We start from the raw sequence: 16134 nt of genomic DNA on the forward strand, positions 1-16134 counted from the left end.
ATGTTGAATATGATCGGTTTTGTCGGCGCCATACTCTGTTTGCTTCTGGGTTGGCAATTTCCCTGGAGCAAAACACCGCTGATCATGGGCTTGTGTTATGGACTGGCAAGTCTGGGTGTATCGGTCATGATGCGCGCCGGACAAGTTTCTTTTGGCCACGCTTTGTATGCAGCCATAGGCGCTTATACCGTGGCCTTTGTGACCCGCGCATACCCTGCCATTGATGGCATCGTTTTGTTATCAGCAGCCCTGCTGGTCAGTGGTCTGGCGGGTGCTGTGATTGGATTATTCATGGTGCGTTACCGGGGCATATTTTTCGGCATGCTCAATCTCGCACTCAGCATGGTGGTGTTTGCCATGCTGGGCAAGATGTACAACTGGTCAGGTGGCACCGACGGCTTGCGCATGGAGCGTCCCACGCTGCTGGGCTTCACCTTAGAGCGGGCAGACTTTGAAAGCAGTTTGCTGATAGTGGTGGTGATGTGTGTGGTGGGTATGGTTTGGCTGGTACAAAGGTATTTCAAATCTGCGGCAGGCGAAGCCTTGGCTGGCATCAAAACCAATGAAACCCGTTTGGAATATTTGGGTTTGTCGGCTCGTTTGATTTTGTGGCAAGCCTATGTATTGTCTGCCTTGCTGGTGGGTTTGTCAGGGGCTTTGTTTGCCATGGTGCAAGGACTGGTGACACCCGATATCGGCGCTTGGTTGCACTCTGGGGAATATGTCTTCATTGCTGTGCTCGGTGGATCGGGTCATGCCATCGGTGCATTTCTCGGTGCCGCTGTTTTTGAGACAGTCAAGCTGTTTGCCGCTGCGTACATGACGGGCATTTGGCAAATGCTGCTGGGTTTGACGTTGATATTTGTCATCATCCTCGCACCCGACGGCATTGTCGGTTTGATGCGTCGCAAGTCTATTCACAGACATCAGGAGGATGCATGACAGCATTGTTAAGCACCCGCAACCTGTGTCTGCGATTTGGGGGTGTGATTGCCGCAGACAACATCGATTTTGATTTGCAACATGGTGAGCGCCTGGCCGTGATCGGACAAAACGGCGCAGGCAAAACCACCTTCATCAATATCTGCACCGGATTTTTAAAACCTGACCAAGGCACGGTGATGTTCAACGGTCAAGATGTGACCGATCGCCAACCGCGGCACTTGGTCCGAATGGGTCTAGGCCGGTCATTTCAATTGCCCCAATTGTTTGTCGACCACACAGTCAAACAATGTTTGGAAATTGCAGCAGCAGCGCGTACCGGCCATATGTCGTGGTTTGTCGCCTTGTCTGACGCTGTTGATGTCAGCGAAGTGAACGACACATTGCGTTTGGTGGGATTGCACGAACGTGCCGATTTACCTGTGCTGGCTTTGCCCGAAGGTGAACGCAAATTGTTAGACGTGGCGATGGCGTTGATGCTCAAGCCGCAACTGATGATCATGGATGAACCCACCAGTGGCGTCGGCTCCGACAGCAAAATACAACTGATGGACACCGTCATGCAAGCCTTGGCAGAGCGGCAAGTCACGAGTTGGTTTGTCGAACACGATATTGACATTGTCAAGCGTTATGCCACGCGTGTAGCTGCTTGGATTGGCGGGCGGATTGCTGCTGACGGTGAACCCGATGATGTACTTCAGCAACCGCAAGTGCGTTTAGAAATTTTGGGGACGCGCTGATGTTGCTGATTGATCAACTCTCAGTTGAACTCGCGGGTATTCAAGTGCTGCGTCGTATCCATGCCCATGTATTGACCGGCACCACAGTCGCATTGATCGGACGCAACGGCGCCGGCAAAACCACATTGCTTCGCAGCATCATGGGGCTGGTGCCCGCCAAGTCAGGACAGTTGTTATTCGATCAAACCGAATTATTGCATACACCTGCACACCAACGCACTTCATTGGGCATAGGCTATGCCCCAGAAGACAGGGTGATTTTTCCCACGCTGTCCGTTTTGGATAACTTGCGCTTACCTGCTGAGGTACTGGGCTTGTCGGCTGCAGAAACCCAATCACGCTTAGATGCAGCGCTGGAAGTGATACCTCAACTTGAGCCCATGCTGGCACGTTCAGGTGCGGCCTTATCAGGCGGTCAAGGAAAAATGGTGGCATTGGGTCGCGCCTTGATAACGGGTACACGCATGGTGTTGCTGGATGAGCCGTTACAAGGTCTCGCCCCTGTGCTCGCAGAGCAATATGTGCAAGCCATAGGTCGCTTGCGTCAGTTGCGCCCTGCCTTGAGTGTGATCATCACTGAATCCAATGCCAGTTTGTTGCGCGACATGCCCGCCCAAACTTGGCTGCTGGAGCGTGGTTCACTCAGCTTGGATGCTTCAATTACCTCTTAAAGTTTTTCAGAAAGACGACACATGGCACACATGATCATTAACGGCAAGTCCTGCCAAGCCATCAGCGGGCAAACATTAGAAGTCCGCTCACCTGTCGACGGCCAAGTGTTTGAACACATTCCCCGAGGAGACGTCAAAGACATTGACTTGGCAGTGCATGCCGCTCGAAGCGCTTTAAACGGTGATTGGGGTCAACTCAGTGCCACCGAGCGTGGTCGCTTGATGATGAAACTCAGCCTCTTGGTCACTGAGCATGCCGATGAACTGGCTTTGCTTGAAGCCCGTGACACTGGTAAACCCATGAGCACCGCACGCAATGACATGGTGGTGTTATCGCGTTATTTCGAGTTTTACGGCGGCGCTGCAGACAAAGTGCATGGCGAGGTGATCCCTTTTCTAAACGGCTACCAAGTGAACCTGCTGCGCGAGCCTTTGGGCGTGACGGCGCACATCATTCCGTGGAACTATCCTGCGCAAATGATGGGTCGCAGCATCGCACCCGCCTTGGCCATGGGTAATGCCGTGGTCGTCAAGCCCGCTGAAGACGCTTGTCTGAGTTGTTTGCGTATCGCTGAATTGGCTTTGCAAGCTGGATTCCCCGCTGGCGCTTTGAATATCGTCAGTGGATTGGGGGAAGAAGCCGGTGCGGCGTTGTCAAACCATCCGGACATCAACTTCATCAGCTTCACCGGTTCTAACGAAGTCGGTGTGTTGATTCAACAAGCCGCCGCCAAGCACGCAGTGAAATGCACGTTAGAGCTTGGCGGTAAATCACCGCATCTGGTGTTTGAAGACGCCAATCTGGAATTAGCTGCTGCCACGGTTGTGCGCGGCATCATTCAAAACACGGGTCAGACTTGCACGGCAGGCAGCCGTTTGCTGGTTCAGCAATCCATTCACGACACATTCCTCGCACTTGTGGCTGAAAAATTCAAACAGGTACGCGTCGGCACTCCAGAGATGAACCTGGACTGCGGTCCTGTCGTCAATCCTTCTCAACAACAACGCGTCAACCGCTTCATCGAACAAGCCAAAGCCGCCGGTTACCCTGTGCTTGCACAAGGACAGATTGACCCCGGCGTACCTGCCGCTGGTTATTACGTGACACCTACGTTGTTCGGTCATGTGCCCAACGACAGCCCGTTGGCGCAACAAGAAGTGTTTGGCCCAGTGTTGGCCGCCATGTCTTTCACCGATGAAGCGCACGCCATTGCACTCGCCAACAGCACCGACTACGGCTTGCTGGCAGCGGTGTGGAGCGAAAACGGCGGGCGTCAACAACGCGTGGCCAAGTCGCTGAAATGCGGGCAGGTGTTTATCAATTCATTCGGCGCCGGTGGCGGTGTCGAACTGCCATTCGGCGGTGTCAAACGCAGCGGTCACGGACGTGAAAAAGGTTTTCTGGCGCTAGAAGAAATGAGCTCCACCAAGACAGTTATTCAATACCATGGTTAATATTTTTTGAAAGCAGCAAGATGACTCAGTTGAAAAACAAAATTGCCATCGTTACCGGTTCAGGTGGCGGCTTTGGTGAAGGTATTGCACAAGCCTATGTGCACGAGGGCGCGCGCGTGATCGTTGCTGACATCAATGGGGATGCCGCCAAACGCGTCGCCAGTGCTTTGTGCGCAAACGCCAGCGCGTTCACTTGCGATGTCACCCGCGCAGACCAGGTGCAGGCCTTGGTGAAGCATTGTGTAAGCACATTCGGCATTCCCGATATCGTGGTGAACAACGCGGGCACCACACACACAAACAGACCCATGCTGGAAGTCGATGAAGCCATGTTCGACAAGGTATTTGCAGTCAACGTGAAATCTATTTTTCACATGGCCCATGCAGTCGTGCCGTTGATGCGCCAAAACAAGCATGGGGTGATTTTGAACATCGGCTCAGTCGCAGGTATTCGTCCGCGCCCGGGACTGTCTTGGTACAACGCATCCAAAGGCGCAGTCAACCTGTTGTCTAAATCCATGGCTGTCGAACTCGGCCCCGAGAACATCCGCGTCAACGCCATTTGCCCTGTCATGGGTGTCACCGGTTTGTTTGAAGACTTCATGGGCTTGCCTGATACACCGACCAACCGCGCAAAATTTCTAGGCACCATACCGCTGGGACGTTTTGCCCAAGCCAGCGATGTGGCCGCTGCTGCGGTTTTTCTTGCCAGCGATGCTGCTGAGTTTTTCACCGGGCTGGAAATGCCCGTCGACGGCGGCCGAACCATTTAAAAATCTCCAGGAGACTTTCATGCATACCTTCAAATGTTTTTCTTCCCTGCTGTTACTCGGAGCACTTACGCTAGGTGCACATGCTCAAACCAAACCGACTGAATTGAAAATCGGCATTTCTACTTTTTTATCTGGTCCGGCTTCGGTTTTCGGTGTGCCTGCCAAAGCAGCAGCAGAGATCATTATTGATGACATCAACGCCACTGGCGGCATCGGTGGCGTCAAATTGTCTGCCAGCTTTATCGATGAAGGCACAGGTCCAGACAAGATGTTGTCTGAGTACCGCCGCTTGGTACAAGAACAAGGCGTCAAGACCATGCTGTCTGCCATCTCCAGCGGCAACTGTAATGTGATCGCACCCGTGGCCGAAGATTTGAAAGTACTCAATATTGCGTGGGACTGTGGCACAGAAAAATTGTTGGAAGAAAAACGCTACCAATACGTGCTGAGAACACAAGCCAATGCCACCACTGAAATGGTCGCGACTGTGTTGTACCTGATGAAAACCAAACCCAATTTCGAAACCATCGCCGTAGTTAACCAAGACTACGCATGGGGTCGCGATTCATGGGAGATTTTTATCAACACCTTGCGCGTATTCAAACCGAATGTCAAAGTGGTGGCTGAGATGTTCCCGAAAATGGGTGCATCTGACTTCTCCACTGAAATCAGCCGTTTGCAGGCGATGAAGCCCGATGTGGTGCTCAATACATCTTGGGGCGGTGATCTTGATACGTTTGTACGTCAAGCATCGCAGCGAGGCATGTTCAATCAAAACACTTTGTTTGTGCTGCCGTTGCTGGAAAGCTCGCTTGAGCGTCTGGGGGAAGCGGTGGCCCCTGGCATCATTGCCGGTGCCCGAGGAGACCATTATTTTCTGCATCCCGAAACCCGCAATGAACCCCAACACATGGCGTTTGTCTCCAAGTTCAAAGCCAAGACCGGTGCTTATCCCATTTATTCCACCTACCATATGGCGCAAGCTTTATTCGGATTGAAAACCGGTTACGAAGCTGCCATCAAAGCCAATGGTGGTAAATGGCCCACCACCGAACAAGTGGCACAAGCCATGCGCAAAATGAAATTCAAAGGCTATGGACGGACGGTTCGCATGCGAGATGATGGACAAGGCTTGGAAGATCAACTGCTTGGCGTGACCAAGCGAGTTCCTCAATTTCCATTTGCGGTGCTTGACAAAATGATGATCGTTCCTGCGGACTTGGTCACAACGCCCTTGGATCAAAAGTCACCCGCGTGGGTCAAGACCATCAACCCTTCCATACTCAACGACAGCAGCCTCAAACTGATTGACTTCAAGTGAACCTGATAGATGCAAACTCGCTGACGCATTTGCAACACTGGCAAGGCTTGTCTGAATCTAGGACTGATCAGCTCAACCTGACGCCCGTGCGTGGACTGTGTGCCATGCTAGACCGCGAGGACGCCGAACCAAAAAATGGCGACGTGCTACCCCCCTTGTGGCATTGGTTGTATTTTTTACCTGTCGCCAAACAAAGTGATATTGGCGATGACGGGCACCCCAAGCGCGGCGGTTTTTTACCACCGGTGCCTTTACCGCGCCGCATGTGGGCAGGTGGGCGGTTGCAATGGCACCAGGCCATGCATTTAGGTGAAGAAGTGCAACGCGTCTCCAGCATTGAGAAAGTTCAACATAAACACGGTAAAAGCGGCGAACTTTTATTTGTACAGGTGATGCACCGCTTTAGTAACGCCATGGGTTTGTGTTTGGAAGAAACGCACGACATAGTTTTCAGGCCTGCCGCAGATGCCAGTGCCAAGCCCGCCCTTGGTGTCAAACCTGCGTTTACCGCAGTCTGGCAACGCGACATCATCCCCGACGATGTATTGCTGTTCAGGTATTCGGCATTGACATTCAATAGCCACCGTATTCATTACGACCGACGGTATGTCACTGAAGTTGAAGGCTATCCTGGGTTGGTGGTTCACGGCCCCTTGCTGGCCACTTGGATGGTGGAGTTACTGCGTCAACACAGTCCTCGTGCGCTGCAATCGTTTGAGTTCAAAGCCGTCAAGCCGGTCTTTGTACGCGCCGATCAACATGCGATCAGCATCTGCGCACATCCCGACAACGAGCAGGTACATGTCTGGGTGCAAGACCACCAAGGCGATGTTTGCATGCAAGCAACTGCCCGATGGACTTCTTAAGGACAAGCTATGTATCAAGCATTGCCAGCCACGGATGAACACCAAGAAATTCGCGATGCAGTACGTCAGTTGTGCGCTGGGTTTGACAACTCCTATTGGCAAAGCGTGGACGAACAACGCGGCTACCCCGAAGCCTTTGTCAACGCGCTCACCCAAGCGGGTTGGTTGGCGGCGTTGATACCGCAAGCCTATGGCGGCTCTGGGTTGAACCTGACACAAGCCTCGGTCATCATGGAAGAGATCAATCTCTCAGGCGGTAACGCTGGTGCCTGTCACGGCCAGATGTACAACATGGGTACGGTCTTGCGCCACGGTTCTGACGCGCAAAAGCAAACTTACCTGCCGCGCATAGCCAGTGGTGAATGGCGCTTGCAATCCATGGCGGTGACCGAGCCCAGCACGGGCAGCGACACCACGCGCCTGAAAACCACTGCCGTCAAGCGTGGCGACCGTTATGTGGTGAACGGTCAAAAGGTATGGATTTCACGCGTGCAACATTCGGACTTCATGATTTTGCTGGCGCGCACCACACCGCTAGAAAAGATCACACGCAAAAGCCAAGGTCTGTCGGTGTTCATTGTTGACGTGAAAAAAGCATTGGATAAAGGCATGGTGCTCAAGCCGATTCGCAACATGCCTAACCACGAAACCAATGAAGTTTTTTTTGATGAATTAGAAATTCCAGAAGAAAATTTGATCGGTGCCGAAGGCGAAGGTTTCTCGTACATCCTCGACGGTTTGAATGCTGAACGCGCCCTCATCGCCGCTGAATGCATAGGAGACGCATACTGGTTCATCACCAAGGCGCGCGATTACGCCAACACTCGCGAGGTATTTGGCAGACCCATAGGCCAAAACCAAGGCATACAGTTTCCGCTAGCTGACAGCTACATGGAAACCGAAGCGGCCAACCTGATGCGCTATCAAGCCTGCAAACTTTTTGACGCGCACCAAGCCTGCGGCGCACAAGCCAATATGGCCAAGTACTTAGCTGCTAAAGCCTCTTGGGAAGCTGCCAATATGTGTTTGCAAACCCATGGCGGTTTTGGTTTTGCCAGCGAATACGGTATTGAGCGAAAATTCCGCGAGACCCGGCTCTACCAAGTCGCGCCGGTTTCCACCAACCTCATCTACGCTTACATAGCCGAACACGTTCTGGGTTTGCCCAAGTCCTACTGATGTCAAAAACCACTTCTCAACCGCTGGACCACATCACCGTGGTGTCTTTAGAACACGCCATAGCTGCACCTTTTTGCACTCGGCAGTTGGCCGATTTGGGCGCGCGCGTCATCAAAGTTGAACGCCCAGGTGACGGCGATTTTGCACGCGGCTATGACCAACGTGCGCGTGGTGCTTCTTCGCATTTTGTCTGGGTCAATCGCTCCAAAGAAAGTCTGGCGCTGGATTTGAAAAATCCTGAGCACTTGGCCGTTCTCAAGCAACTGTTGCATAAAGCCGATGTACTGGTACAAAATTTGGCGCCAGGCGCGACTGCACGCATGGGACTGGATGCAGCCAGCTTGCGCACCCTGCATCCGCGCCTGATCGTGTGCGACATCTCGGGCTACGGCTTGGACGGCCCCTACCGTGACAAAAAAGCCTACGACTTATTGATACAAAGTGAGGCGGGCTATTTGTCCATCACTGGCACTCCTGAACAACCTAGCAAAAGTGGGAATTCGATCGCTGACATTGCCGCAGGCATGTATGCTTACACCAGTATTTTGGCGGCTCTCATACACAGAGACAAAACTGGCGAAGGCGCGCACATCGATGTATCCATGCTGGAAGCCTTGACAGAGTGGATGGGGTTTCCCATGTATTACGCCACCGACAACGCGCCAGCACCTACGCGCAACGGCGCATCACATGCCACCATCTATCCCTACGGGCCCTTTTTAGCGGGTGACGGCAACAGCGTCATGCTGGGTTTGCAAAATGAAAGAGAGTGGGTGCAGTTTTGCAAGCTGGTGATGCTTGACGACGCCTTGGCTAGCGATACCCGCTTTAGCAGCAACAAACTTCGCCACGAAAACAAGCAATTGCTGGAGCCCCTCATTCTTCAGGTATTTGCATCGTTAACTGCAGCGCAAGTGATTGAAAGATTGGACAAAGCGCAAATTGCCAATGCACGTATGAACAATATGGCTGATGTATGGGCACATCCGCAATTGAAAGCTCGCAAACGCTGGGTAGAGATTGACACACCACATGGCGCTTTACCTGCACTGTTGCCGCCCGGCCAAAGCGACGCGTTCAACTACACCATGGGCGCCATACCAACTGTCGGTGAACACACGCAACGCATACTGGATGAGCTCGGTATACAGATAAACCAAAATCACACGCCATGAATGCCAAAGAAATAATCGAAGAGTTTTTGCGGGTCATCATGATCCCTGACCCAGTTGCAGCGCGTGCGTTTGTATCTCCCGAGCTGCGTATTCGTTTCACTGGCGCTCGCGAAATGACGGACCCTAGCGAGTGCAGCGCTTTCAATGCCAGTCGCTATCAATGGGTAAAGAAAAAGTTTGAACAAACCGATGTGGTGGTTGGCAGCAAGCCAGACGAAACCATTGTGTACAACATAGGCACACTGTATGGTGCATGGTTGGATGGCACACCATTTGAAGGCAACCGCTATGTGGACCGCTATGTTATTCGCGGTGGATTGATCGTCCAAATGGATGTGTGGAACGACAGCGCAGAACGCATGCTGTTACGTGCTGGCTTGTGTGAACCTTGGCAGATACTTGCCAATTAAAAAATATCAGTTGGCCTCGTATATTGACACTATGGAAAGTCACCTTTCAGTGGCACCTGAATGTTTAGGCCAACACAACACCAATGCGATTTGAAAAAAACCGTTCCCACTCACGCTGATGGAGCAGTTAATCTGTAAGACAGCGAAAGGAAAGCGACTGATGTCACAGCGTTCACACTCAGGGAATGCGAGGCGCATGGTTATGCGCACATACATACAAATGCATACAGCAATAGCTTTGAAAGCTATATCCATTCAAGACGACAATAGACATTCAATGACAAACAAGTGGTTCAGATGACTGGTCGGGATATACGTTTATTGGGCTTGGTAGCTTTTGCCAGCATGGCATCCATGCGCGTGTGCGATCCCATGCTGGTGCAATGGGCAACTGAATTCGATGTATCGCAGGGTCAAGCATCGCATGTGATTGCCGTATTTGCCATTGCCTACGGCGTCATGCAATTGGTATACGGTCCCTTAGGACAACGCCTGGGCAATATCCGATTGGTCACTTGGGCCGCTGGTATCAGCGCAGTACTGAGCGTACTGACTCTTTTGTCTTCAGGGCTTGAAGCACTGACATGGGTGCGAACCGCCATGGGCGCTATCGCTGCTTGCATTATTCCTTTGAGCATGGCGTGGATTGGCGACAAGGTTGGGTATGAAGAAAGACAACAGACACTGGCCAGGCTGATGAGTGCTACCGTAACTGGCTTAATGGCTGGTCAATGGTTTGGCGGTTTTGCGGCGCAGTATCTGGGATGGCGCTGGGCCTTTGCTGCACTTGCGGTTTTGTTTGCCTCTTCAGCTTTCCTGCTTTTTCGCAGCGCAATGTACCAAGGCTACCAACCTCAAAGCGATAAACCAACCAACACTGCAGCCATGTACTTGCAAGAGACTTTACAACTGTTGCAACAAACCATCGTTCAAAAAATACTTTTATTGACACTGCTCGAAGGTGCATTGGCGTTTGGTGCCATGGTGTTCGTTCCCAGCATGTTGATCAAAGACTTTGGATTGAGCGCATCGTCTGCTGGCGCCGCCATGTTGTTATATGGTGTGGGCGGTTTGATGTACAGCCAATTTGCCAAGCATTGGCTCAAACAATACGGCGAAGCAGGTTTAGCCCGAGCCGGAGGCGGGTTGATCGCTTCTGGTTTAGTGATACTTTTGTGGAGCGCTCATACCGCAGGAGCCTTGCTTGCGTGCTTAGTGACTGGGCTAGGACTGTATATGCTGCATAACGTCTTACAGACCCAGGCGACCCAAATGGCGCCTCACAATCGCAGTACCGCAGTGACCTTGTTTGCCAGCGTTTTGTTTCTCGGGCAGTCGCTTGGTGTCGTCATCTTGTCCAAGTGCCTTGACCTTGGAATGCTCAGTCCCGCGTTTGCAGCAGTGGCTGTTGGCATTGCGTGGGTTGGACTTTTCGTCGCTAAGCAAAGTCCCAGCGTCGCCAGCGGTATTAACTAGATTTTCTGGCCAGCAATTTGTTGACATCCATGTTCATACCCGCTTCAAAGCTTGATGAAAATTGCTTTGCGGCTCTCACCAACATGCGAACCGGCACACCCTTGGCATATGAAAATGAATGACGTGCAAAAAGTACAGCGCCATTTGGCCCCTCACGCACAGAGAATGCTTGGTGGGTGATTTTTTCATTGATCTGATCACACAGGGTTTGTATTTCAGCCACTGGCGTGAAAGCACTGGCAGCAAATGCCTGGCCAATCAAAATAATCTCCTGATTGGCTTGAGAGACACGTGTCCAAAATGGATACAAAAAACCGCGGGTACCGTAAACATCGCCGTTTTTTTCAACCCGTGCGTCAGTGCGGTTTTTATTGTAGAGATCGCTGATCAACTCGTTGGTCACCTCAAACGGTTTCCAGACTTTCACTTCAGCATCGGATTTTTGCGCCCTGGTTTCTTCCATGACTTCCAAAATATGCACTGAGAATTTGGGTATCTCTAATTTCGAATACCCTGCAATTTTCAAGTTGTTCCTCAATGAAATCAAAATTTCATCAAACTGTGGTGCCTTCACCTGAATTTCAGAAGGACAGGTTTGCATGACCATCTCTTTGTAATAGCGATCAGGCTTGCCCATGACGAAATCTTTGTAAAGATAGTAATCGTCGATCAACTTTTGCATGTTGATGCCAAAAAAGAAATGTCGAAGATCCTTCTTTTCTAATACATCGTCATAAAACAGTTGTATGCCGTGTTCAAATTTTTCTTTGAGTTCTGCTTCTGTCAATGTCGCCATGATTTTGAAATGACCCTCGCCAGTAATCCAGTGAAATACAAATATTTTTGATTCTCAAAATAACAAATTTAATTATGTACCTATGCCCATGCTTACACAATCACTTTGACAGGATAAATGGATTTATATCATTCAAAGATAATATCTATGCATTACTTTTTATACAGTCGCAATAGGTGCTGCAGGAGAACCTACAGCCCCCGGTAGTCGCAAAGGAGGTGCGGTCAATAAAAAATGGTGTCGTTGATGCTGCCTCAACCAATTTGCTAATGGCGTGAGATGCCACAACTCACCCAAGTGAACCCCTAGCTTGAACAAACAATGTTCATGCAATGGCAAGGTCGCACATGCGCCGTCACCAGGCAAAGCGGGATGTGTTTCTACTGCATAGTTGTCCGCGATAAGCGCTATCAGTCCACTGTCGGTAATCCATTGTTTCAGTTTTTCATCACGTCCATCTAAGGCACAACCAGAGCGTGACAACACACCAGCATCTGGTTGACGGTTCATGCCGAGCAATACTTCGCCAAAGCCCGTGTGTATACACACCATGTCCCCGGATTCAATTTCAAGCTTGTCTTTTTCAAGCACGCGCATCCAAGTGTCATAACCCACCGCTTCCCCTGTGTGGCCCAGATGCGCGTGCAAATCTACCATCACCGCGCGACCTTGCACGCAACGCTCAGCCATGACTTCAATACCCAAAGCCTTGGCATAGGAGGTGGATTGTTTAGGTATATTGATGAAATCAAAAATACCTGCGCCCTCGGGTTTGTCAGGACCGACCACATCAATGCCTGCACGGTAGCCGTTGTAGTAAAGAGGCTCAGGCACTCCATCGCCATCGGCGTCAAACATTGAACCTGCATGCGCCAAACTGTCCCATTGCGTGCTGTACTGCAAATGCATGATGACCAAATCGTCACTCATGACATCGGTGCACAAAGCATCGTCGCACCACAATTGGTAATTCATATTCGGTTTGCCATTGCGAACCGTGGGGCGTAATACCGGCGCATTGCGCCTAGGGTTGAGCACACTGCCACCAGGAAAGTCCAGCGGCAAACTCAAGTTAAAGGTCAAGCCGTGCTTGACTTCAGCCATGCCTTGCAACACTTTTTTCGGCGTCAATAAATTCATACGCCCCGCTTGATCGTCAGGGCCGAAGTCTCCCCAAGTAGAACCGGGCGGACGCTGTTTCCATCGTGTTGATTGACTCATGTAACCACCTCTTCATCTGGCAACGCAATCAGCATGTCAATCTGTTTATAAAGGTTTTCGCAAAAAGCCAGCAATTTCACCCACCACGCCTTTACGAAACAGCATGACGCAAAGCACAAACACCAAACCTTGAACCACGGTGACCCAAGAACCCAGCTGGGCCAGGTAGTTTTGCATGGTGACAATCACCGCAGCACCCACCACTGGACCAAACAAAGTTCCCAGCCCGCCTACCAATGTCATCAGCACCACTTCGCCTGACATGGTCCAGTGCACATCGGTCAATGAAGCCAATTGAAATACCAGTGCCTTGGTACCACCCGCCATACCAGCCACCAAACCCGACAAAACAAATGCAATCAATTTGAAATTGTCAGTGTCAAACCCTAGCGATAAAGCCCGTTGCTCGTTTTCTCGAATCGCTTTAAGCACCTGCCCAAAGGGTGAATGCACAATTCGCCAAACCAGCGCAAAGCCCGCAAAAAATACAACCATGACAAATATATACATGGCAGTGTTGTTACTTAAATCAAAAAGGCCCAGCAGCAAGCCACGAGGTACGCCTTGGATACCATCTTCACCGCCAGTGAAAGGGGTTTGCAGAAAAACAAAAAACACCATCTGCGATAAAGCCAGAGTGATCATGGCAAAGTAAATCCCTTGTCGTCTAATCGCCAGTAAACCCACCAACCATGCCAATGCGGTTGCACATAAAGTAGCAAACAACACACTGAACTCAGGGTTCCATCCCCAGGCCTTGGATGCGTGGGCGGCCGCATATCCTGCAGTGCCAAAAAACATGGCATGACCAAATGACAGCAGACCACCGAACCCTAACAATAAATTGAATGCACATGCAAACAAAGCAAAGCACATGACCTTCATTAAAAAAATCGGATAAACAAAATAAGGCGCCACGGCAAAAAAGGCAAACATCAAAGCAAACGCCACCCATTGGTGCTTCACATCTTGCGTACCGAAATTAGGGTTGTTCATGGCTTTATTTTTCCGTTCCAAACAACCCTGCAGGCTTGATCAACAACACAATTGCCATGATGACAAATATCACCGTATTCGAAGCTTCCGGATACACAACCTTGGTTAATCCTTCCATCAAACCCAATCCAAACCCAGAAAGAATCGCACCCATGATAGAGCCCATACCACCAATGACCACCACCGCAAACACCACAATGATGATGTCCGCACCCATCATCGGGCTGACCTGGTAAATGGGGGCAGCCATGACGCCAGCAATCGCAGCCAAACCAACGCCAAATGCATAAGTGAGAGTGATCATGCGAGGAACGTTAATGCCAAACGCCTGAACCAAGGAAGGGTTTTCGGTAGCAGCACGCAAATACGATCCCAGCTTGGTCCGCTCAATCACATACCAAGTGCTAAAGCAAATCAACATGGAAGCCACGATGACCCAGGCCCGGTATTTGGGTAAAAACATAAAACCTAAATCAACCGCACCCATGAACACCTCTGGAACAGCATAAGGCATGCCGGATGCACCATAGGCATTTCTAAACAAGCCTTGAATCATCAAAGCCAGTCCGAAGGTCAATAGCAAACCATACAAATGGTCAAGTTTGTAGAGCCTGACCAACATGGTTCTTTCGATCATGGCTCCCGTCGCACCGACCAACAGGGGCGACAGAATCAACGCCACCCAGTAGTTCAAGCCCAACCATTGCAAAGACAGGTAGGCCACAAACGCCCCCATCATGTATTGCGCACCGTGAGAAAAGTTGATGATATTGAGCAATCCGAAAATCACGGCCAATCCCAGCGACAGCAATGCGTAAAAGGATCCGTTGATCAATCCGATCAACAGTTGACCAAACAAAGCTTGGGATGGGATGCCGAAAATTTCCATCAGTATCAGTTCTTCACCAGCGGACAATCGCCTTCATTCAACGGACGAAATGCTTGATCAGCAGGAATAGTGGCCAACAATTTGTAATAGTCATAAGGGCCTTTGGATTCCGAAGGCTTTTTGACTTCAAACAAATAAGCGGGATGAAGTTTGCGGCCATCCTTGCGTACCGAACCTTTGCCAAACAGTATGTCGTCCGTCGGCAGGTCTTTCATCTTTTGTGCGATTTTGGTGCCGTCGTCAGTCTTGGCCGCATCAATCGCTTTTAAATAATGAATGATGCCTGCGTAAACACCGGCTTGGTCCATGGAGGGGTACTTGCCATTGTTCAATGCTGCAAATCGCTTGGACCAAGCACGGGTCTGGTCATTCAAGTCCCAGTAAAAAGTTTCAGTCAAATACAAACCCTGGGCTTTTTCAAGACCTAAAGAATGGATATCGGTCAAAAACACCAACAAGCCAGCCAGTGTTTGACCACCTTTGACAATTCCAAATTCGTAAGCCTGTTTGATGGAGTTGGTGGTGTCCCCGCCAGCGTTCGCCAGTCCTATCACTTTGGCTTTCGATGCCTGCGCTTGCAAAAGAAATGATGAAAAGTCTTGTGTTGCCAATGGGTGACGAACTTTGCCTAAAACCTTGCCACCGTTTTTCAAGATCACCGCTTCCGTGTCACGCTCAAGCGCTTGACCGAAGGCGTAATCAGCTGTCAGAAAAAACCAAGTGGTGCCACCGTGCTGAACCACCGCCTTGCCCGTGCCGTTGGCCAACATCCACGTGTCATACAACCAGTGAATGGTGTTGGGCGAACAAGACTTACCCGTCAAGTCTGCAGTGGCAGCGCCCGTATTGATATGAATTTTCCCTTTTTCGCGACTGACTTGACTGATGGCTAACGCCACAGAAGAAGTGGGCACATCAATAATCATGTCTACCTTGTCAGTGTCATACCACTGTCTTGCGATGTTAGAGCCAATATCAGGTTTGTTTTGGTGATCGGCGCTGACAATTTCAACCTTGAGCGTACTTTTGCTGGATCTCAAATAGTCTTCTACTGCCATTTTCGCTGCCACCACAGAGCCAGGGCCTGAGATGTCTGCATACAAACCGGACATATCGTTCAGTACGCCAATTTTGACTATGCCATCTGAAATTTGTGCATGTGCCTGCCACCCAGCAGCGGTCAACATCAAGGCCAATAAAGTTTTTAATGAAAATTTCATATCT

Annotated in this window: 16 protein-coding genes; 11 read left to right on the forward strand and 5 right to left on the reverse strand. The window is 50.6% G+C overall.

Annotated elements, in window-relative coordinates; translation table 11 throughout:
* From AC9UG7_RS08910 to AC9UG7_RS08960, 11 genes are all read left to right on the forward strand, one after another.
* Positions 1–942: a branched-chain amino acid ABC transporter permease gene (locus tag AC9UG7_RS08910; RefSeq protein ID WP_509586732.1), complete on the forward strand. Its 942-nt coding sequence runs from the start codon at positions 1–3 to the stop codon at positions 940–942.
* Entirely contained in the window at positions 939–1682 is a 744-nt protein-coding gene (locus AC9UG7_RS08915; protein WP_509586735.1) for an ABC transporter ATP-binding protein, read from the forward strand. The genes AC9UG7_RS08910 and AC9UG7_RS08915 overlap by 4 nt, the downstream gene beginning before the upstream one ends.
* The gene (locus tag AC9UG7_RS08920) at positions 1682–2353 is read left to right on the forward strand and encodes an ABC transporter ATP-binding protein (RefSeq protein WP_509586738.1); all 672 of its coding nucleotides are present in this window, start codon (positions 1682–1684) and stop codon (positions 2351–2353) included. Before AC9UG7_RS08915 ends, AC9UG7_RS08920 begins: the two co-directional genes overlap by 1 nt.
* Positions 2354–2374: 21 nt before the next feature.
* Positions 2375–3808: an aldehyde dehydrogenase family protein gene (locus AC9UG7_RS08925; RefSeq protein WP_509586741.1), complete on the forward strand. Its 1434-nt coding sequence runs from the start codon at positions 2375–2377 to the stop codon at positions 3806–3808.
* A gap of 20 nt (positions 3809–3828) precedes the next feature.
* Positions 3829–4581: an SDR family oxidoreductase gene (locus tag AC9UG7_RS08930; RefSeq protein ID WP_509586744.1), complete on the forward strand. Its 753-nt coding sequence runs from the start codon at positions 3829–3831 to the stop codon at positions 4579–4581.
* Positions 4582–4600: 19 nt separating this feature from the next.
* Complete coding sequence (locus AC9UG7_RS08935; RefSeq protein WP_509586747.1) at positions 4601–5902, forward strand: ABC transporter substrate-binding protein; 1302 nt, start codon at positions 4601–4603, stop codon at positions 5900–5902.
* A complete protein-coding gene (locus tag AC9UG7_RS08940; protein ID WP_509586750.1) occupies positions 5899–6768 on the forward strand; it encodes an HTD2 family dehydratase in 870 nt (289 codons plus the stop codon). The genes AC9UG7_RS08935 and AC9UG7_RS08940 overlap by 4 nt, the downstream gene beginning before the upstream one ends.
* A 9-nt stretch (positions 6769–6777) precedes the next feature.
* On the forward strand, positions 6778–7947 hold the full coding sequence (locus AC9UG7_RS08945; RefSeq protein WP_509586753.1) for an acyl-CoA dehydrogenase family protein: 1170 nt from the start codon (positions 6778–6780) through the stop codon (positions 7945–7947).
* On the forward strand, positions 7947–9122 hold the full coding sequence (locus AC9UG7_RS08950) for a CaiB/BaiF CoA transferase family protein (protein ID WP_509586756.1): 1176 nt from the start codon (positions 7947–7949) through the stop codon (positions 9120–9122). The genes AC9UG7_RS08945 and AC9UG7_RS08950 overlap by 1 nt, the downstream gene beginning before the upstream one ends.
* Positions 9119–9532 carry a nuclear transport factor 2 family protein gene (locus AC9UG7_RS08955; protein ID WP_509586759.1) on the forward strand — a complete coding sequence of 138 codons (414 nt, stop codon included), beginning with the start codon at positions 9119–9121 and terminating at the stop codon, positions 9530–9532. Before AC9UG7_RS08950 ends, AC9UG7_RS08955 begins: the two co-directional genes overlap by 4 nt.
* A gap of 297 nt (positions 9533–9829) precedes the next feature.
* Complete coding sequence (locus tag AC9UG7_RS08960) at positions 9830–11008, forward strand: MFS transporter (RefSeq protein ID WP_509586762.1); 1179 nt, start codon at positions 9830–9832, stop codon at positions 11006–11008.
* On the opposite strand, the gene AC9UG7_RS08965 is transcribed toward AC9UG7_RS08960, so the two are convergent.
* The 5 genes from AC9UG7_RS08965 to AC9UG7_RS08985 form a co-directional block, all read right to left on the reverse strand.
* Positions 11001–11804 carry a globin family protein gene (locus AC9UG7_RS08965; RefSeq protein ID WP_509586765.1) on the reverse strand — a complete coding sequence of 268 codons (804 nt, stop codon included), beginning with the start codon at positions 11802–11804 and terminating at the stop codon, positions 11001–11003. The genes AC9UG7_RS08960 and AC9UG7_RS08965 overlap by 8 nt on opposite strands.
* Positions 11805–11963: 159 nt before the next feature.
* Complete coding sequence (locus AC9UG7_RS08970) at positions 11964–13025, reverse strand: cyclase family protein (protein WP_509586768.1); 1062 nt, start codon at positions 13023–13025, stop codon at positions 11964–11966.
* Positions 13026–13070: 45 nt separating this feature from the next.
* A complete protein-coding gene (locus tag AC9UG7_RS08975; protein ID WP_509586771.1) occupies positions 13071–14021 on the reverse strand; it encodes a branched-chain amino acid ABC transporter permease in 951 nt (316 codons plus the stop codon).
* Positions 14022–14025: 4 nt separating this feature from the next.
* A complete protein-coding gene (locus AC9UG7_RS08980; RefSeq protein WP_509586773.1) occupies positions 14026–14910 on the reverse strand; it encodes a branched-chain amino acid ABC transporter permease in 885 nt (294 codons plus the stop codon).
* Between the two features lie 5 nt (positions 14911–14915).
* Entirely contained in the window at positions 14916–16130 is a 1215-nt protein-coding gene (locus tag AC9UG7_RS08985) for an ABC transporter substrate-binding protein (protein WP_509586775.1), read from the reverse strand.
* Positions 16131–16134 lie beyond the last annotated feature (4 nt).

Source organism: Limnohabitans sp., assembly GCF_046052765.1.
Taxonomy (GTDB): Bacteria; Pseudomonadota; Gammaproteobacteria; order Burkholderiales; family Burkholderiaceae_C; genus Limnohabitans.

Coding starts and splice junctions, on each gene's coding strand:
- AC9UG7_RS08955 (WP_509586759.1), top strand. CDS start 9,119: ATGAATGCCAAAGAAATAATCGAAGAGTTTTTGCGGGTCATCATGATC.
- AC9UG7_RS08975 (WP_509586771.1), bottom strand. CDS start 14,021: ATGAACAACCCTAATTTCGGTACGCAAGATGTGAAGCACCAATGGGTG.
- AC9UG7_RS08945 (WP_509586753.1), top strand. CDS start 6,778: ATGTATCAAGCATTGCCAGCCACGGATGAACACCAAGAAATTCGCGAT.
- AC9UG7_RS08965 (WP_509586765.1), bottom strand. CDS start 11,804: ATGGCGACATTGACAGAAGCAGAACTCAAAGAAAAATTTGAACACGGC.
- AC9UG7_RS08920 (WP_509586738.1), top strand. CDS start 1,682: ATGTTGCTGATTGATCAACTCTCAGTTGAACTCGCGGGTATTCAAGTG.
- AC9UG7_RS08930 (WP_509586744.1), top strand. CDS start 3,829: ATGACTCAGTTGAAAAACAAAATTGCCATCGTTACCGGTTCAGGTGGC.
- AC9UG7_RS08925 (WP_509586741.1), top strand. CDS start 2,375: ATGGCACACATGATCATTAACGGCAAGTCCTGCCAAGCCATCAGCGGG.
- AC9UG7_RS08980 (WP_509586773.1), bottom strand. CDS start 14,910: ATGGAAATTTTCGGCATCCCATCCCAAGCTTTGTTTGGTCAACTGTTG.
- AC9UG7_RS08960 (WP_509586762.1), top strand. CDS start 9,830: ATGACTGGTCGGGATATACGTTTATTGGGCTTGGTAGCTTTTGCCAGC.
- AC9UG7_RS08915 (WP_509586735.1), top strand. CDS start 939: ATGACAGCATTGTTAAGCACCCGCAACCTGTGTCTGCGATTTGGGGGT.
- AC9UG7_RS08910 (WP_509586732.1), top strand. CDS start 1: ATGTTGAATATGATCGGTTTTGTCGGCGCCATACTCTGTTTGCTTCTG.
- AC9UG7_RS08985 (WP_509586775.1), bottom strand. CDS start 16,130: ATGAAATTTTCATTAAAAACTTTATTGGCCTTGATGTTGACCGCTGCT.
- AC9UG7_RS08950 (WP_509586756.1), top strand. CDS start 7,947: ATGTCAAAAACCACTTCTCAACCGCTGGACCACATCACCGTGGTGTCT.
- AC9UG7_RS08935 (WP_509586747.1), top strand. CDS start 4,601: ATGCATACCTTCAAATGTTTTTCTTCCCTGCTGTTACTCGGAGCACTT.
- AC9UG7_RS08970 (WP_509586768.1), bottom strand. CDS start 13,025: ATGAGTCAATCAACACGATGGAAACAGCGTCCGCCCGGTTCTACTTGG.